Here is an 18708-nt window from a genome sequence, read left to right as displayed (position 1 = left end):
GCGTGCAGCCCGTTCGTGATGAACCCGACCTGCGCTCGCTCATCCGGGCCCGTGCGGCCGACGGGGGCGTGCGCCACTTCCTCGAGGACGCCCGCTCCGAGCGCGTCCTCACGTACCGCGCGCTCGACGACGCGGTGACCGCCTGGTCGCGGACCTTCGACGCGATCGGCATCGCCCCGTCGGGTGCCGTCCTGGTCGACGTGGGTGACCCGCTCGCGTTCGCGGTCGTGCACCTGAGCGCCGTCGCCTCCGGTCGCCGCGCGATCCCCGTCGACACCGGCCAGCCGGCCACCGAGCCCGGCCGTCTCGCCGACCTCATCGGCGGAGCGTCCATCGTCGTGTCGGACCGCGCGGTGGACGCGACCGTCGCCGGGGCGCCGGCGAGCGGGATCGACCCCGCCACGTTCCTCCCGACCGCCGTCCGTGACGGCGACCTGCCCGCCGACAGCCCGCACGCGCCGGGCCAGGGGTCCGTCGTGCTGTTCACCTCCGGTTCGACCGGCACGCCGAAGGGCGTCGAGCTGCCCGAGACGCAGCTGCTGTTCGTCGCCCGGGCCGTCGCACGGCACAACCGGCTCGTGCCGGACGACCGCGGGTTCAACTCCTTGCCGCTGTTCCACGTCAACGCCGAGGTGGTCGGGCTGCTCGCGACGCTCGTCGCCGGCGCGACCCTGGTGCTCGACCGGCGCTTCCGTCGCACCGGGTTCTGGGACCTGCTCGCCGAACGACGGATCACCTGGCTGAACGCCGTCCCGGCCGTCCTGGCCGTCCTGGCGAAGACCGGGCCGCTCGAGTTCCCGTCGGGCCTGCGGTTCGTGCGCAGTGCGTCGGCACCGCTGCCCGATCCCGTGCGCGCCGCGCTCGGCGACGTGCCGCTCGTCGTGAGCTGGGGCATGACCGAGGGCGCCTCGCAGATCACGGCGACCCCGCTCGACGAACCGGCCCGGCCCGGTACCGTCGGGGTGCCGGTCGGGTCCGAGGTGCAGGTCCGCGACGAGGACGGGGCGCTCCTGCCTTCCGACGAGATCGGCGCGCTGTGGGTGCGTGGCGAGGGGATCGTCCGCGGCTACCTGGGTGGCCGCGCGTCCGAGCGGTTCGACGCCGACGGCTGGCTCCACACCGGTGACGTCGGCTCCGTCAGCACCGACGGCTGGGTGTCCCTGGCCGGACGCTCCGACGACGTCATCAACCGCGGTGGTGAGAAGGTCTACCCGTCCGAGGTCGAGGACGTCCTGCTCGGCGACCCACGCGTGCTCGAGGCGGTCGTCGTCGGTCGCCCCGACGACGTGCTCGGTGCCGTCCCGATCGCCTACGTGATCCCGCAGCCCGACGAACCCGTCGACCACGCAGCCCTCGTGGCCGACCTCGTGGCCCGGGCCGAGGCACACCTGACCCGGTTCCGCCGACCGGTCGAGGTCATCGTCGTGCCCGACCTGCCGCGTGCGCCCACCGGCAAGGTGCAGCGCGCGAAGGTCCGGACGATGGCCCGACCCTCGTGAACGGGTCGTCACGCGTGTTCCCTGCGTCGACCGGCGACGAGCCGGGGGTGCAGACGCCGACGCGCACGGCCGAGGGCAAGCCCCGGCACCTGTACGAGGTCGACGTGCTCCGCATCCTCACGTTCGCGTGCGTGATCGGGGTGCACACCACGAGCCACACCGCGGCCACCGACGACGTCGGGCTGAACGCGCTGCTCGCCCTGCTGCACTTCACCCGGCTGGTCTTCTTCTCGCTGACCGCGTTCGTGCTCGTGTACAGCTACACCTTGCGCCCGAGGCCGATGGCGCAGTTCTGGCCGAAGCGGTTCCTGCTCGTGGGCGTGCCGTACCTGGCGTGGTCGTTCGTCTACGTCGCGGCGGCGTGGCTGCTGAGCCCCGCCCGCCGTGGCGACGTCCCCGACTTGGTGCGCACCGCGGCCGAGGGCATCGTCACCGGCACCTCGTGGTACCACCTGTACTTCCTGCTCGTGACCATGCAGGTGTACCTGCTCCTGCCGGTGATCGTCTGGCTGGTACGCCGGACCCGCGGGCACCACGTGACCGTGCTGGTCGTGGCGCTCCTGCTCCAGCTGGTGGTGTTCGCCGGGTACAAGTACTTCCCGGCGAGCGACGCGTGGATGCAGGGGTACCAGAAGCAGTTCTTCTTCTCGTACGTCTTCTTCATCGTCTCGGGGGCGATCGCCGCCGACCACGCGGACGCGTTCCTGCGGTTCATCCGGGTCCACCGGCGCCCGGTCCTGTGGGCGTTCGCCGGCGTCGGGGGGCTGACCCTCGGCGTGTGGGCGCTCCAGGTGGGCCTCGGGCAGTCCCTCTACGCCGCGGGCACGCCGCTGCAGCCGATCCAGGTGATCTGGAGCACCGCGGTGTTCGTCGGGTTCCTGGCGATCGGCGCCGCATGGGCGGACCGCCGGCGACCCGGGAGCCGAACCGCCCGGTTCGTCGACTACGCGTCCGACCGCTCCTTCGGCATCTTCCTGAGCCATCCGTTCCTCATCTGGATCCTGCTCTACGGCGACAGCTGGCTCGAAGCCGTCGTGCCACGACCATGGCTCACCCTCGTCACGTACCTGCTCGTGCTGGTGCTGTCCGTCGCGGTGACCGAGTTGTTCCGGTGGACGCCGCTCAGCGTGCCGCTGACCGGGCGGCCGTCGTTGTCGTCGCGGGCATCGCGAGCGGCACGGGCGCGTCGATCCGAAGGCGCGGCGGTGCCGCAGCGGTCGCCGGAACCGGTGGAGCCGGACGACGCCCTCGTCGGCGAGACCGACGACGTCGGGCGGCGCGCCGCGCGCTGAGCGCTCGCCCGCACGGCGCAGCTCTCGTGCGAGGTTCCGTCCGTGGTGCGATGGTGACGCCGTCCCACGGGGTCCGGAACCTCGCACCAGCCGTGCGGGGCGGTGGACACGTGGCGCGGCGGCCGGGAGGCACGTGGCGGGCCCGACCCGTGCCTCCCGGCCGTCGCGTGCTGACCACCAGGGCCGGCGCACGTTCCGCGCACCGGCTGCCGGCCGTCAGGCCGAGCGCTGCTCGGCCTTCGGGGTGCCGATCTCGAGCACACCGTCGGTGGACGTCAGCCGCTGGGGCTTCATGAACCACGCGACGACGGCCGCGGCTCCGAGCAGGACGCAGGAGAGCGCGAAGGGCACCTGCCACCCCGAGGCGTCGATGAGCAGGCCGAACACGATGGGCGAGACCACACCGGCGATGCCGAACCCGGTGTTCATGAACCCCGAGGCCGTGCCCGACCACTGCGGCGCCACGTCCATCGGGATCGCCCAGAGGTTGGCGTTGCAGAGCTCGAGGAAGAAGAACGACAGGGCCAGCGAGATCGTCGCGACGAGCAGGCCCTGCCCGATCACGAGCGGGATGAGGCAGAGGAGCGAGCCGCCGAGCCCGATCACCAGGATGGTCCGGCGGGCGTTCCGGGTGTTCCCGCCGCGGTGGATGATGCGGTCGCTGAGCATCCCGCCGACCGTGTCCCCGACGACACCGGCCAGCAGGATGAGGGTGGTGAACAGGGCGAAGTCGCCGATCTCCAGGCCGTAGGTGGAGCTGAGGAAGGTCGGGAGCCACGTGAGGAACACCCAGAGGGTCCAGCCGTACCCGAAGTCGACGAAGGTGACCGGCAGGATCTGCTTCGCCATCTGGCGCCACGGCACCGGGGGACGGGTCGCGCGGGTCTCGACCGGCGGGAGCTCGGCGAGCTCGACCTGCGTGATGCCCTTCGCGGACTCGGGCTTGTCGCGGAACCAGACGAACCAGACGACCGCCCACGCCAGGGACAGCACCGCGGTGGCGAAGAACGCCCAGCGCCAGCTGCCCGTCGCGCCGATCACCCACGCGACGATGAGCGGCGCCAGGGCGTTGCCGAGCCGCGCCGCGGAGTGCACCACGCCCTGGGCGAAGCCGTTCCGGTCGCGGGGGATCCACCGGCTCATCGCCTGCGTGGCGGTCGGGAACGCGGCGGCCTCGCTCAGCCCGAGCAGGGCCCGTGCGGCGAAGAGGGTCCAGAAGCCGACCGCGAACCCGGTCCAGAGCGTCGCGACGCCCCAGATCACCGTGATGACGAAGAGCGCCCTGCGCGGGCCGAACTTCTCGCTGATCGTGCCGCCGAACACCTGCAGCAGTGCGTACGGCAACGAGAACGCGGAGACGATGAGGCCGGCGGTCGCCTCGTTGAACCCGAACTCCTCGGTGATGTGCGGCAGCGCGGTCGAGATGTTCGTCCGGTCGATGTACGAGATCGCGTACATGCAGCAGAGCAGGACGAGCACACGCCCGCGGATGCGTCCGCGGAACGGGGTGCCCTTGATCGGTGCGGCCGGGGTCGCCGTGGTCATGAGGCCTCTTCGGGGGAGTGGGAAGGAGTCGGGTGACTGAACGGATCGGACGGTATTCCTGGTCACTATCCGTCGACTTGGAGCCTGCTTGCAGCGGACAATACGCCGAGGGCGAGCAGCGGTCCTCGGTGTCAGGGGTGCCGACTAGCGTTGTCGCCATGGGTGTTGCGATCGAACCGACCCGAGCGGTGCGTCCGTTCGAGGTCATCAGCGAGTACTCGCCGAGTGGCGACCAGCCCGCGGCCATCGCGGAACTCGCCGGGCGGATCAACGCCGGTGAGACCGACGTCGTGCTGCTGGGCGCGACCGGTACCGGCAAGTCGGCGACGACCGCGTGGCTCATCGAGCAGGTGCAGCGGCCGACGCTCGTGCTCGCGCACAACAAGACGCTCGCGGCCCAGCTCGCCAACGAGTTCCGCAGCCTGATGCCGAACAACGCGGTCGAGTACTTCGTCTCGTACTACGACTACTACCAGCCCGAGGCGTACGTCCCGCAGACGGACACCTTCATCGAGAAGGACTCCTCGGTCAACGCCGAGGTCGAACGACTCCGGCACTCCACGACGAACTCGCTGCTCAGCCGTCGCGACACCGTGGTGGTGTCCACCGTCTCCTGCATCTACGGTCTCGGTACCCCCGAGCAGTACATGAACGCATCGGTCGCGCTCCACGTGGGCCAGACGATCTCCCGCGACCAGCTCGTCCGCAAGTTCGTCGCCATGCAGTACCAGCGCAACGACGTCGACTTCGCCCGGGGCACGTTCCGGGTGCGCGGCGACACCATCGAGATCATCCCGATGTACGAAGAGCACGCGATCCGCATCGAGATGTTCGGTGACGAGATCGAAGCGCTCTCCTCGCTGCACCCCCTCACCGGCAACGTCATCGACGACCTGCCCGCCGTCTCGATCTTCCCGGCCTCGCACTACGTCGCGGACACCGACGTGATGCACCGGGCGATCGCCTCCATCAAGGAAGAACTCGCGGAACGGCTCGCCGAGCTCGAGGGCCAGGGCAAGCTGCTCGAGGCCCAGCGGCTCCGGATGCGCACCACGTTCGACATAGAAATGATGGAGCAGATCGGGTTCTGCTCGGGCATCGAGAACTACTCGCGGCACATGGACGGCCGTGGCCCGGGCGAAGCCCCGCACTGCCTCATCGACTACTTCCCCGACGACTTCCTCATCGTCATCGACGAGTCGCACGTCACCGTGCCGCAGATCGGCGCGATGTACGAGGGCGACGCCTCGCGCAAGCGCACCCTCGTCGAGCACGGGTTCCGCCTGCCGAGCGCGATGGACAACCGCCCCCTCAAGTGGGAGGAGTTCCTCGAGCGCGTCGGGCAGAAGGTCTACCTGTCGGCCACCCCCGGGCGCTACGAGCTCGGGGTCACCGACAGCGTCGTCGAGCAGATCATCCGCCCGACCGGCCTGATCGACCCCGAGATCGTGGTCAAGCCGAGCGACGGCCAGATCGACGACCTGCTCGAGGAGATCAAGCAGCGGGTCGAAAAGGACGAACGCGTCCTCGTCACCACGCTGACCAAGCGCATGGCGGAAGAACTCACCGACTTCCTCGGGAACGCGGGCGTGCGCGTCCGGTACCTGCACTCCGACGTCGACACCCTCAAGCGCGTCGAGCTGCTGACCGAGCTGCGGCAGGGTGTCTACGACGTGCTCGTCGGCATCAACCTGCTGCGCGAGGGCCTCGACCTGCCCGAGGTGTCGCTCGTCGCGATCCTCGACGCCGACAAGGAAGGCTTCCTCCGCTCGTCGACGTCGCTCATCCAGACGATCGGTCGCGCTGCCCGCAACGTGTCGGGCCAGGTGCTCATGTACGCCGACAAGATGACCGACTCGATGAAGACCGCGATCGAGGAGACCGATCGCCGTCGTGAGAAGCAGGTCGCCTACAACCTGGAGCGGGGCATCGACCCCCAGCCGCTGCGCAAGAAGATCGCGGACATCACCGAGGTCCTGCAGCGCGAGAACGACGACACGAAGGCCCTCCTGCAGGGTCGCCCCGGCACCGACGGCCGTCGGTCGCCCACGCCGAACCTCAAACGCGGTGGCATCGCGGGCGAGGGCGCGACGCAGCTCGGTGCTACCATCGCCGATCTGAACGACCAGATGCTGCAGGCGGCGGCCGAGCTGAAGTTCGAGCTCGCGGCGCGACTGCGCGACGAGGTGCAGGACCTGAAGAAGGCCCTGCGCCAGATGGAGTCGGCCGGGCATGTCAGCTGACGGTGCCCGCACGGTCGTCGTGACCGGTGCGAGTGCCGGGCTCGGGTACCACGCCGCCGAGCAGCTCGCCGCGGCGGGGCACCGTGTGGTGCTGGCGACCCGCGATCGTGGTCGGGCCGACGCCGCCGAGCGCAGCATCCGGCGGCACGTCGACGGAGCCTCGCTCGCCCACGTCCACCTCGACCTCGCCGACCTCGACTCGGTCGCCGCCGCCGCCGACGAACTGGCCGCGCTGGAACCCGACGGCGTCGACGCGGTCGTGAACAACGCCGGGGTCGTCGGGGCGTCCACGCGGGGGAGCACGGCGCAGGGCACCGAACTGCAGATCGGCACGAACCACCTCGGGCACTTCGCGTGGACCGCCGGGGTCCTGCCCCTGCTCGAACGACGAGCCGGCCGGGTCGTGCACCTCGGGTCGATCGCTCACCGGTTCGCACAGCTCGAGACGACCGATCCGCTCGGGGTCGGTCGGTACTCGAGCCACCGCCAGTACGCCAGGAGCAAGCTCGCGGTGATGCTGTTCGGCTTCGAGCTCGCCGAACGACTGGCCGATTCGGAATCGTCCGTGTTGAGCGTCGTCGCGCACCCAGGCCTGTCGCTCGACCGACTGTCCCCGGCCCGCCCGGACGTCAGCTCGACACGACCCGAGCCCGAGTGGATCCGCCCGGCGCAGCGCGTCGTCGCCCAGGGCAAGGACGTCGGCGCCCAGCCGCTCGTGCACGCGGCCGTCGGTGCGGACGTGCACTCGGGGGAGTACTGGGGCCCGGCCGGCTGGATGCAGCTCCGTGGCCCGGCCACGGTGGTCGCAGCCGAACCACGGGCGCACGACCGCACGGTCGCAGCACAGCTCTGGGCCGCGAGTGAGCGTGCATCCGGCGTCGCGTTCGCTCTCGACGCACTCGTCTGACCCTCCATCCAGGCCGAATGTCGGTGCCGCTTCGTAGAATCGACGACGATGACCATCACATCTGACCCCGGTACCTCGACGTCGGGCCGGAACGCCTTCGGCGAGCCCGCTGACCTCCACCTCCCCGGCGGGACCGCACCGCACAGCACCTCCACGCTCAGCGTGCGCGGCGCCCGCGTGCACAACCTCCGTGACGTCGACCTCGAGATCCCGCGCGACTCGCTCGTCGTCTTCACCGGCCTCTCCGGCTCGGGCAAGTCCTCGCTGGCGTTCGACACGATCTTCGCCGAGGGGCAGCGCCGGTACGTCGAGTCGTTGTCCGCCTACGCGCGCCAGTTTCTCGGCCAGGTCGACCGCCCCGACGTCGACTTCATCGAGGGGCTCTCGCCGGCGGTGTCGATCGACCAGAAGTCGACCAACCGCAACCCCCGGTCGACGGTCGGCACGATCACCGAGGTCTACGACTACATGCGTCTGCTCTGGGCGCGCATCGGGGTCCCGCACTGCCCGACGTGCGGCGAGGTGATCAGCAAGCAGACCGTGCAGCAGATCGCCGACCAGCTCATGCAGTTCGAGACCGGCACCCGGTTCCAGGTCCTCGCGCCCGTCATCTCCAAGAAGAAGGGCGAGTTCGTCGACCTCTTCCAGGAGCTCGCGGCGTCCGGGTACGCCCGCGCGATCGTGGACGGGGAGCGCATCCAGCTCAGCGACCCGCCCAAGCTCAAGAAGCAGGTCAAGCACGACATCTCGGTCATCGTCGACCGCCTGGTGGCGAGCGACGACATCCTCGGCCGTCTCACCGACTCGCTCGAGACCGCCCTGCGCCTGACCGACGGTACCGTCGGCATCGACTTGGTGGACCACGAGGGGCGCGGAGCGGTCCGGACCTACTCCGAGAACCTCTCCTGCCCGAACAACCACCCGCTCGCGCTCACCGAGATCGAGCCGCGCACGTTCTCGTTCAACGCGCCGTTCGGTGCCTGCCCCGAGTGCTCCGGCCTCGGGACGCGCATGTCGGTCGACCCCGACCTGGTGCTCGGCGACCCCGAAGCCTCGTTGCGTGACGGCGTCCTGTTGCCCTGGACCGGGACGAGCGGGCTGTACTCCTACTTCGAGAAGCTGCTCGGCGGCCTCGGCAAGGAGCTCGGCTTCTCGCTCGACACCCCGTGGAACCAGCTCGACCCCGCCGTGCAGGCGTCGATCCTGACCGGCAAGGACTTCCAGGTGTCGGTCTCCTGGCGCAACCGGTTCGGCCGCGAGATGCGGTACACGAGCGGGTTCGAGGGCGTCATGCCCTACATCGAGCGCAAGTTCGCCGAGGCCGAGTCGGACTCGCAGCGGCAGCGCTTCCAGGGCTACCTGCGCGAGGTCCCGTGCCCGGTGTGCGAGGGCACCCGTCTCAAGCCCGAGGTGCTCGCGGTGACGGTCAACGACCGCAGCATCGCGGACGTCACCGACATGTCGCTCGACAACGCGTACTCGTTCATGGACGAGCTGACGCTGACCGACCGCGAAGCGCACATCGCCGCCGCGGTCCTCCGCGAGATCCGCGCACGCCTCGAGTTCCTGCTCGAGGTCGGCCTGAACTACCTCACGCTCGCGCGTGGTGCCGGTGGTCTCTCCGGCGGCGAGGCGCAGCGCATCCGCCTGGCGACGCAGATCGGATCCGGGCTGACCGGTGTGCTCTACGTGCTCGACGAGCCGAGCATCGGCCTGCACCAGCGCGACAACCGTCGACTCATCGACACCCTGGTCAAGCTCAAGGACCTCGGCAACACGCTCATCGTCGTCGAGCACGACGAGGACACGATCCGCACGGCCGACTGGGTCGTCGACATCGGCCCCGGCGCCGGTGTGAACGGCGGCAACGTCGTGCACTCCGGTTCGTACGAGGGCATCATCGAGAACCGTGAGTCGATCACCGGTGACTACCTCGCCGGCCGACGCGCGATCGAGGTGCCGGCCGAGCGTCGCAAGGTCAACCTGAAGCGCGCCATCACCGTGCAGGGCGCCCGGGCGAACAACCTCAAGTCGATCGACGCGGACTTCCCCCTCGGTGTGTTCACCGCGGTCACGGGCGTCAGCGGGTCCGGCAAGTCGACGCTGGTGAACGACATCCTGTACAAGGTGCTCGCCAACCAGCTCAACGGCGCACGGCACATCGCGGGCAAGCACACGCGGGTGAAGGGCCTCGACCAGCTCGACAAGGTCGTGCACGTCGACCAGGCACCGATCGGCCGCACGCCGCGCTCGAACCCGGCGACCTACACGGGCGTGTTCGACCGCATCCGCCAGCTGTTCGCCGAGACGCAAGAGGCGAAGACCCGCGGCTACCAGCCCGGCCGCTTCAGCTTCAACGTCAAGGGCGGCCGCTGCGAGAACTGCGCGGGCGACGGCACGATCAAGATCGAGATGAACTTCCTGCCCGACGTCTACGTCGCGTGTGAGGTCTGCGGTGGTGCGCGCTACAACCGCGAGACGCTCCAGGTGCACTACAAGGGCAAGAACATCTCCGAGGTCCTCGACATGCCGATCAGCGAGGCGGCCGAGTTCTTCGAGCCGATCTCGGCGATCCACCGGTACATGGCGACGCTCGTCGACGTGGGCCTCGGCTACGTGCGCCTCGGCCAGAGCGCGACCACGCTCTCCGGCGGCGAGGCGCAGCGCGTCAAGCTCGCCACCGAGCTGCAGCGTCGCTCGAACGGCCGCACGGTCTACGTGCTCGACGAGCCGACCACCGGTCTGCACTTCGAGGACGTCCGCAAGCTGCTCCTCGTGCTGCAGAGCCTGGTCGACAAGGGCAACACCGTCATCACGATCGAGCACAACCTCGACGTCATCAAGTCCGCCGACTGGCTGATCGACATGGGACCCGAGGGCGGTTCCGGTGGTGGCACGGTCCTGGCGACGGGTACCCCGGAGCACGTGGCGACCGTGCCGGAGAGCCACACCGGTGTCTTCCTGCGCGAGATCTTCGACGCGCAGGACGCCCGGGTCGGCAAGCAGCAGGCGGTGGGCGCACGGCAGGCCACACAGAAGCAGCAGGGCACGAGCAAGCAGAAGGCGGGTGCTCGGTAGGTGGCGGACACCGTCCCGTGGCGTCCGAAGGCGGGGGAGATCCCGACCGACCCGGGCGTCTACCGTTGGCGTGACGAAGCCGGTCGGGTGCTCTACGTCGGCAAGGCGAAGAACCTCCGCGCCCGGCTGAGCAACTACTTCGCGCCGCTGCCGACGCTGCACGAGCGCACGCGGCGCATGGTCCTGACGGCACGCAGCGTCGAGTGGACGACGGTCGGCTCCGAGATCGAGGCGCTCCAGCTGGAGTACACCTGGATCAAGGAGTTCGACCCGCCGTTCAACGTCAAGTTCCGCGACGACAAGTCGTACCCGTACATGGCGGTCACCCTGGGTGACGAGGCACCGCGGGTGATGGTGACGCGCAACCGCAAGATCAAGGGCGCGAAGTACTTCGGTCCGTACCCGAAGATCTGGGCGGTGCACGACACCATCGACTTGATGATCAAGGTGTTCCCGATCCGCACGTGTTCGGACTCGTCGTACAAGAAGGCGATGCAGACGGGCCGTCCGTGCTTCCCGGGGCAGATCGGCAAGTGCGGTGGCCCGTGCTCGCAGAAGGTCACGATCGAGGAGCACCGTGCCCTCGTCGAGGAGTTCGTGCGCTTCATGAACTCCTACGACCGCCGGGTCATCACCGAGCTCCGGCAGCGCATGGGGGCCTCGGCCGACGCGATGCAGTACGAGCAGGCCGCGAAGTACCGCGACCAGGTCGAGGCGCTCGAAGCCGTGCTCGAGAAGTCCGCCGTGGTGCTCCGCGACTCGGTCGACCTCGACCTGTTCGGCATCGCGGAGGACGAGCTCGCTGCGGCCGTGCAGCTGTTCTCGGTGCGTGGTGGCCGCATCCGCGGTGTCCGCGGCTGGGTGGTCGACAAGGAGCTCGACATCGCCACCGGCGACCTCGTCGAGCAGATCGTGCAGGGCGTCTACGTCACCGACGAGCCCCCGCGCGAGGTCGTCGTCCCCGAGCTGCCCGAGGACGCCGACGCGCTCCAGGAGTGGCTCAGCAAGCGCCGGAACGGGCGCGGCACGAAGCTCAGCACGGCACAGCGCGGCGATCGCGCCGGGCTCGCCCGGACGGCCGCGCAGAACGCCGGGCAGGCGCTCATGCTCTACAAGACCAAGCGTTCGGCCGACTACACCACCCGGGCCGCAGCACTGGCCGACATCCAGGACGCCCTCGGCATGACCGAGGCGCCGCTCCGCATGGAGTGCTACGACATCTCGCACCTGCAGGGCACGAACGTCGTCGCGTCGATGGTGGTGTTCGAGGACGGCCTGCCGCGCAAGGACCAGTACCGCCGGTACTCGATCGCCGAGACCACCGACGACACCGACAGCATGTACCAGGTGCTCTCGCGGCGCCTGGCGCGGCTGGACGAGGACGCCGAGCTGCCGGACGTGCCCGACGTCACGACCGACGAGGTCGTCGAGGGGTCGAAGCCGACGAAACGGTTCGCGTACCGCCCCCAGCTGCTCATCGTCGACGGCGGCCAGCCCCAGGTGCAGGCCGCGAAGCGCGCGATGGACGAAGCCGGCGTGCACGACATCGCCCTGGTCGGCATCGCGAAGCGGCTCGAGGAGCTCTGGCTGCCCGACGACGACTTCCCGGTCATCCTGCCCCGCAACTCCGAGGCGCTCTTCCTCATCCAGCGCATCCGCGACGAGGCGCACCGGTTCGCGATCACCCACCAGCGCAGCAAGCGGAAGCGCGACGTCCGGTCGCGGTTGTCCGAGATCCCCGGTCTCGGCCCGAGCCGCGTCAACGCCCTGCTGAAGCACTTCGGCTCGGTCGCCCGGCTGCGTGAAGCCACGGCCGAGGACATCGGTGAGGTGAACGGCATCGGTCCGGCGACCGCTGCCGCGGTGGTCTCGAAGCTGGCCCAGGCGCCGACGAGCGCACCCGCCGCGAGCGCGTCCAGCGCCCCCGAACCGGACGCCGACGCGATCGCCGACACCGGGACCGCGGCTGGGACCGGATCCGATCCCGGAGGCCCGGTGCGGGTCCCCGAGGTGACCGACGACGGTCCGCAGCGACCGTCGTGACGAACCCCGCGCCTCCCGGCCGCCACCGGGCGGTAGCCTGGTCCGGCAGCCGAGACCTCCCCGGGCGACGCGCCCGGGCCGCCACGACGGAGCCCACTCCCAGATGACCGACAGCGCCACCGCGACCACCCACGCGTCGCAGCACGACATCCTCATCGTCACCGGCATGTCCGGGGCCGGGCGGTCCACCGTCGGCAAGGCCCTCGAAGACCTGGGCTGGTACGTCGTCGACAACCTGCCCACGCAGATGCTGGCCCCGCTGACCGAGCTGGCCGACCGCGCGGGGGAGAAGATCCCGAAGATCGCCACGGTGGTCGACGTCCGCGGCGGGCGGTTCTTCACCGACCCCGAGCACGCGGTCGAGCAGGTCCGCTCGAGCACCTCCGCGCGGGTCCGGGTGCTGTTCCTCGAAGCCACCGACGCCGTGCTGGTCCGGCGCTTCGAGCAGGTCCGTCGACCCCACCCGCTCCAGGGCGAGGACACCCTGCTCGACGGGATCGCCCGCGAACGTGCGCGTCTCGCCGGCCTCCGCGAGGCGTCCGACGTGGTGATCGACACCTCCGACCTCAACATCCACCAGCTCGCGAACACCGTGATCGAGCACTTCGCCGACGAGCACTTCGTGGGTGTCCAGGTCACGCTGATGAGCTTCGGGTTCAAGTACGGTCTGCCCGCCGACGCCGACATGGTGGCCGACGTGCGGTTCCTCCCGAACCCCTACTGGGTGCCGGAACTGCGGCCCCACACCGGGCTCGACCAGCCGGTCTCGGACTACGTGCTGGCGCAGGCCGGAGCCCGTCCGTTCGTCGATCGCTACGCCTCCGTCCTCGAGCCGGTGTTCGAGGGGTACCAGCGCGAGAACAAAAGACACGCTACGATCGCCATCGGCTGTACCGGCGGGAAGCACCGCTCGGTCGCCATCGTCGCCGAGTTGGCGAACCTCCTCCGCGGGATGCCAGGCGTCGCCGTGCGTGTGAAGAACCGAGATCTCGGCCGGGAGTGACCGTCCCTCCGGCCGCTCCCACGCCCGTGCCGCCGGATCTGCGGGAACCACTGAACGAACGTTAGGAATGATGCTGTGCCGTTGACTGCCGAGGTCAAGGACGAACTGGCCAGGGTCGCCGTGAACCGCAACACGGTCCGCGCCGCCGAACTGGCCACGATCCTCCGGTTCGCTGGTGGTCTGCACGTCATCTCGGGCCGCATCGCGGTCGAGGTCGAGCTCGACACCCGGATCATCGTGCACCGGGTCCGCAAGGACCTCGCCGAGCTCTACGGCGTGCGCAGCGAGGCGTCGGTGGGCTCGTCGGCGTCCGCCCGCCGCGGGACCCGCTACCTGGTCCGCGTGCTCGAGGCGGGGGAGACCCTCGCCCGCCAGACCGGCCTGATGGACGCCCGTCGCCGCCCCGTCCGCGGGCTGCCGAACCGCCTCACCACGGGCAACCGTGAGGACCTCGCCGCCATCTGGCGCGGCGCCTTCCTCGCCTCCGGCACCCTGACGGACCCGGGCCGGGCCGCCGCGCTCGAGGTCACGTGCCCCGGCAACGAGGCCGCGATGGCCCTCGTCGGTGCCGCCTCGCGTCTCGGTGTCGCCGCGAAGGGCCGCGAGGTCCGCGGCGTGCACCGCGTCGTGATCCGCGACGGTGAGGCCATCGGGCAGATGCTGACCGTCATGGGTGCCGCGCGCACCACCGCCGACTGGGAGGAGATGCGCCAGCGTCGGGAGGTCCGTGCGACCGCGAACCGCCTGGTCAACTTCGACGACGCGAACCTGCGCCGTTCCGCGCAGGCCGCCGTGGCCGCCTGCGCCCGCGTCGAGCGGGCGCTCGAGATCCTCGGCGACGAGGTCCCCGACCACCTGCAGTACGCCGGCACGCTGCGCCTGCAGCACCGCGACGCCTCGCTCGACGAGCTCGGCCAGCACGCGGACCCGCCCATGACCAAGGACGCCATCGCCGGCCGCATCCGTCGCCTGCTGGCGATGGCCGACAAGCGGGCCTCCGACCTCGGCATCCCGGGCACCGAAGCGAGCGTTCCCGAGGAGCTCGAAGGGGCCTGAGAGCGGTCTGTCGACCCTGCGGACGGGAGGCGCGGTGCCAGCTGGCACCGCGCCTCCCGTCCGTTTCCCGGCCCGTTCTCGGACCCGTTCCCGGCCTGGTCGGCGACCGTCCGGACGGACCGTCATCCCGCTCGGGCACGCAGTGTCCGACTGCTAGGGTCGTTACGGCGACGTTACGGGGCGTATCGTCCACCACACGCGGACCCGCCAGGGTGCGCGACTCCCGAAAGCAGCGCCCCCTGGGCGCTCCACACTCACCAGGAGATCCATTGACCGTCAAGATCGGTATCAACGGCTTCGGCCGAATCGGCCGTAACTTCTTCCGGGCCGCCCTCGCGAAGGGCTCCGACCTCGAGATCGTGGCGGTGAACGACCTCACCGACAACGCGTCGCTCGCCAACCTGCTGAAGTTCGACTCCATCACGGGCAAGCTCCCCGCGACCGTCGAGCTCGACGGCGACAACATCGTCGTCGACGGCAAGGCCATCAAGGTCCTCGCCGAGCGCGATCCCGCCAACCTCCCCTGGGGCGAGCTGGGCGTCGACATCGTCATCGAGTCGACCGGTTTCTTCACCAAGGCCGCCGATGCGCAGAAGCACATCGACGCCGGTGCCAAGAAGGTCATCATCTCCGCGCCGGCCTCCGGTGACGACGTCACCATCGTGCTCGGCGTGAACGAGGGTCAGTACGACCCCGCGAACCACCACATCATCTCGAACGCGTCCTGCACCACGAACAGCCTCGCGCCGCTCGCCAAGGTGTTCCACGACAAGTTCGGCATCGAGCGTGGCCTCATGACGACGGTGCACGCCTACACCGCCGACCAGAACCTGCAGGACGGTCCGCACAAGGACCCCCGTCGTGCCCGTGCCGCGGCCCTGAACATCGTGCCGACCTCGACCGGTGCTGCGAAGGCCATCGGCCTCGTGCTCCCCGAGCTCGCCGGCAAGCTGGACGGCTTCGCGCTGCGCGTCCCGGTCCCCACCGGGTCGATCACCGACCTCACCCTCGAGACCAAGTCCGAGGTCACCGTCGACGAGATCAACGCCGCCTACAAGGAGGCCGCAGAGGGCCCCCTCAAGGGCATCCTGCTCTACAGCGAGGACCCGCTGGTGTCGACCGACATCACCACGGACCCGCACTCCTCGATCTACGACTCCGGCCTGACCAAGGTCATCGGCGGCCTCGTGAAGATCACCTCGTGGTACGACAACGAGTGGGGCTACTCGAACCGCCTCGTCGACCTCACCGAGTACGTCGGCGAGCGTCTGTAACACATGGCCCTCCGCACCCTCGAGGACCTCGGCGACCTCGCCGGCAAGCGCGTCGTCGTCCGTTGTGACCTGAACGTCCCGCTCAAGGACGGCACGATCACGGACGACGGCCGCGTCCGCGCGTCGCTGACCACGCTGAACACCCTCGTCAACGCCGGCGCACGCGTCATCGTGATCTCGCACCTGGGCCGCCCCGACGGGGAGCCCAAGCCCGAGTTCTCGCTCGCACCGGTGGCCCAGCGGCTCTCCGAGCTGCTCGGCAAAGAGGTCACGTTCGTCGGCGAGACCGTCGGCGACGAAGCGACCGCCGCGGCCGAGGCCCTCGGGGACGGCGACGTCCTGCTGCTCGAGAACCTCCGCTTCAACCCGGAGGAGACCTCGAAGGACGCCGCCGAGCGCGGTGCCTTCGCGGACCGCATCGCCGCCCTCGGTGATGCCTTCGTCTCCGACGGCTTCGGTGTCGTGCACCGCAAGCAGGCCTCGGTCTACGAGCTCGCGTCCGCACTGCCCAGTGCGGCCGGTTCGTTGATCGAGACCGAGCTGCGCGTGCTCGAGCGTCTGACCAAGGACCCGGAGCGCCCCTACACGGTGGTGCTCGGCGGTTCGAAGGTCAGCGACAAGCTCGGTGTCATCGACCACATCCTGCCGAAGGTCGACACCCTCTGCATCGGTGGCGGCATGCTCTTCACGTTCCTCGCGGCCCAGGGCCACGGGGTCGCGAAGTCGCTGCTCGAGGCCGACCAGCTCGACGTCGTCCGCGAGTACCTCTCGCGGGCGAAGGAACTCGGTGTGACCATCGATCTGCCGACCGACGTCGTGGTGGCCTCCGGCTTCGCGGCCGACGCCGACCACGAGACGGTGACGGCCGACGCCATCGAGTCCTCGTCGTTCGGCACGGACGGCATCGGCCTCGACATCGGCCCGGAGACCGCAGCGCGGTTCGCCTCGGCCGTCTCGGGTTCGAAGACCGTGTTCTGGAACGGCCCGATGGGCGTGTTCGAGTTCCCGGCCTTCGCCGCCGGCACGAAGACCGTCGCGCAGGCGCTGACCGAGGTCGACGGCCTCGGTGTCGTCGGTGGTGGCGACTCCGCTGCCGCCGTGCGGTCGCTCGGCTTCTCGGACGACCAGTTCGGCCACATCTCGACCGGTGGCGGTGCGAGTCTCGAGTTCCTCGAGGGCAAGTCGCTGCCCGGTCTCGAAGCACTGGGGTGGACTGCATGACGCGCACACCACTGATCGCCGGCAACTGGAAGATGAATCTCGATCATCTCCAGGCCATCGCGACCGTGCAGAAGCTCGCATGGACGCTCAAGGACGCCCGGCACGTCTTCGACGACGTCGAGGTCGCGGTGTTCCCGCCGTTCACCGACCTGCGGAGCGTGCAGACGCTCATCTCGGCCGACAAGCTGCCGATCCACTTCGGTGCGCAGGACCTGTCGCAGTTCGACTCCGGCGCCTACACCGGTGACGTCTCCGGCGCGTTCCTCGCGGCACTCGACGCCCAGTACGTCATCGTCGGCCACTCCGAGCGGCGCACGCTGCACGGTGAGACCGACGAGGTCGTCGCGGCGAAGACCGCAGCGGCCGTCAAGCACGGTCTCGTCCCCGTGGTGTGCGTCGGCGAGACCGGCGAGCAGCGCGAGGAGCGCGGGGCCGGCGTCGTGCCGGTCGAGCAGCTCCGCGTCGTGCTCGACGCGGTCGAGCCCGCCGACATCGTCGTGGCGTACGAGCCCGTCTGGGCCATCGGCTCCGGCCAGGCGGCCACGGCCGAGCAGGCGCAGGACGAATGCGCGGCCATCCGTCGTGGCATCGCAGCAGCCTGGGGCGACCAGGCTGCTGCCGACACCCGAGTGCTCTACGGCGGCTCGGTCAAGTCGGGCAACATCGCGGGGTTCCTCCGCGAGCCCGACATCGACGGCGCGCTCGTCGGTGGTGCTTCGCTCGACGTGCAGGAGTTCGCGGCCATCGCCCGGTTCCGTCAGCACGTCGGGCTGTAGTCCACAGGCGTCGTCGCGGGCAGTCGTCCGCACCACTCCCGTCCAGGTACCGGCCGTGCTCCGCGCGGCCGGTACACTGGTACGGCTGACTGACACGAAAGGTACGTCGTGGCGATACTCTCCGTCGTGCTGCAGGTCCTGCTCGCAATCACGAGCCTCCTGCTCACGCTCCTCATCCTGCTGCACAAGGGCCGCGGTGGTGGCCTCTCCGACATGTTCGGCGGTGGGGTCACGAGCAACCTCGGTGCGTCCGGCGTGGCCGAGCGCAACCTCAACCGCATCACGGTGATCCTCGGTCTGGTCTGGATCGTCTCCATCATCGTGCTCGGTCTCATCAACAAGTTCACGGCGGGGGTCTGATCCATGGCAAGCGGAGGAAGTGCAATCCGAGGGTCTCGCGTCGGCGCGGGACCGATGGGCGAACAGGACCGCGGGGTCCAGGCAGAGCGCGTGGCGATCTCGTACTGGGACGCCCTCGGCAACGAGGTCGTGCGGTACTTCGCCGCGAACCTGCCCGACGAAGAGATCCCCGAGACGGTGGACTCGCCGTCGAGTGGTCTGCCGGCCGGGCGTGACAAGGAGAACCCTCCCGTGGTCTCCAAGACGGAGCCCTACAAGACCCACCTCGCGTACGTGAAGGAACGCCGCACCGAGGAAGAGGCAGCGCAGCTCCTCGAGGACGCGCTCCAGCAGCTCCGAGAGCGTCGCGGCACCGCGGCGAAGAAGGCCTAGCGCACACACGCTGACGAAGGCCCCTGCACCGATGGTGCG

At 69.8% G+C, this 18708-nt stretch carries 14 protein-coding genes; 13 read left to right on the top strand and 1 reads right to left on the bottom strand.

Annotated elements, in window-relative coordinates; all coding sequences use genetic code 11:
• Positions 1 to 2 precede the first annotated feature (2 nt).
• Complete coding sequence (locus DEJ20_RS10305) at positions 3 to 1499, top strand: class I adenylate-forming enzyme family protein (RefSeq protein ID WP_111235019.1); 1497 nt, start codon at positions 3 to 5, stop codon at positions 1497 to 1499.
• Between the two features lie 47 nt (positions 1500 to 1546).
• The gene (locus DEJ20_RS10300) at positions 1547 to 2791 is read left to right on the top strand and encodes an acyltransferase (RefSeq protein WP_181431509.1); all 1245 of its coding nucleotides are present in this window, start codon (positions 1547 to 1549) and stop codon (positions 2789 to 2791) included.
• A gap of 216 nt (positions 2792 to 3007) precedes the next feature.
• Here the strand turns inward: DEJ20_RS10300 and DEJ20_RS10295 are convergent, their stop codons facing one another.
• Entirely contained in the window at positions 3008 to 4336 is a 1329-nt protein-coding gene (locus tag DEJ20_RS10295) for an MFS transporter (RefSeq protein WP_071403746.1), read from the bottom strand.
• 170 nt (positions 4337 to 4506) lie between these two features.
• Between DEJ20_RS10295 and uvrB the strand changes: the two genes are divergently transcribed.
• From uvrB to DEJ20_RS10240, 11 genes are all read left to right on the top strand, one after another.
• Positions 4507 to 6579: an excinuclease ABC subunit UvrB gene (uvrB, locus tag DEJ20_RS10290; RefSeq protein WP_071403981.1), complete on the top strand. Its 2073-nt coding sequence runs from the start codon at positions 4507 to 4509 to the stop codon at positions 6577 to 6579.
• Positions 6569 to 7486, top strand: a complete 918-nt coding sequence (locus DEJ20_RS10285) for an SDR family NAD(P)-dependent oxidoreductase (protein ID WP_111235017.1) — start codon at positions 6569 to 6571, stop codon at positions 7484 to 7486. The genes uvrB and DEJ20_RS10285 overlap by 11 nt, the downstream gene beginning before the upstream one ends.
• 48 nt (positions 7487 to 7534) lie before the next feature.
• Positions 7535 to 10564: an excinuclease ABC subunit UvrA gene (gene uvrA, locus DEJ20_RS10280; RefSeq protein ID WP_258377128.1), complete on the top strand. Its 3030-nt coding sequence runs from the start codon at positions 7535 to 7537 to the stop codon at positions 10562 to 10564.
• The gene (gene uvrC, locus DEJ20_RS10275; protein ID WP_111235016.1) at positions 10565 to 12607 is read left to right on the top strand and encodes an excinuclease ABC subunit UvrC; all 2043 of its coding nucleotides are present in this window, start codon (positions 10565 to 10567) and stop codon (positions 12605 to 12607) included. It abuts the gene before it with no gap.
• Between the two features lie 103 nt (positions 12608 to 12710).
• Positions 12711 to 13610, top strand: a complete 900-nt coding sequence (gene rapZ, locus DEJ20_RS10270; RefSeq protein ID WP_027465691.1) for an RNase adapter RapZ — start codon at positions 12711 to 12713, stop codon at positions 13608 to 13610.
• A 75-nt stretch (positions 13611 to 13685) separates the two neighbouring features.
• Entirely contained in the window at positions 13686 to 14666 is a 981-nt protein-coding gene (gene whiA, locus DEJ20_RS10265) for a DNA-binding protein WhiA (protein WP_027465690.1), read from the top strand.
• Positions 14667 to 14935: 269 nt separating this feature from the next.
• Positions 14936 to 15940 (top strand): type I glyceraldehyde-3-phosphate dehydrogenase, encoded by a 1005-nt coding sequence (gene gap, locus DEJ20_RS10260; protein WP_027465689.1) that lies wholly within the window; start codon positions 14936 to 14938, stop codon positions 15938 to 15940.
• Positions 15941 to 15943: 3 nt separating this feature from the next.
• Positions 15944 to 17161, top strand: a complete 1218-nt coding sequence (locus tag DEJ20_RS10255; protein ID WP_111235015.1) for a phosphoglycerate kinase — start codon at positions 15944 to 15946, stop codon at positions 17159 to 17161.
• Positions 17158 to 17937 (top strand): triose-phosphate isomerase, encoded by a 780-nt coding sequence (gene tpiA / locus DEJ20_RS10250; protein WP_111235014.1) that lies wholly within the window; start codon positions 17158 to 17160, stop codon positions 17935 to 17937. The genes DEJ20_RS10255 and tpiA overlap by 4 nt, the downstream gene beginning before the upstream one ends.
• 108 nt (positions 17938 to 18045) lie before the next feature.
• Complete coding sequence (gene secG / locus DEJ20_RS10245; protein WP_017887256.1) at positions 18046 to 18297, top strand: preprotein translocase subunit SecG; 252 nt, start codon at positions 18046 to 18048, stop codon at positions 18295 to 18297.
• Between the two features lie 3 nt (positions 18298 to 18300).
• The gene (locus DEJ20_RS10240; protein WP_027465686.1) at positions 18301 to 18669 is read left to right on the top strand and encodes an RNA polymerase-binding protein RbpA; all 369 of its coding nucleotides are present in this window, start codon (positions 18301 to 18303) and stop codon (positions 18667 to 18669) included.
• Positions 18670 to 18708 lie beyond the last annotated feature (39 nt).

The sequence above is a fragment of the Curtobacterium sp. MCSS17_005 genome, assembly GCF_003234225.2.
Classification (GTDB): domain Bacteria; phylum Actinomycetota; class Actinomycetes; order Actinomycetales; family Microbacteriaceae; genus Curtobacterium; species Curtobacterium flaccumfaciens.
The sequence above is the reverse complement of the archived record's forward strand: the minus strand, read 5'-3'. Positions and strand labels throughout refer to the sequence as shown.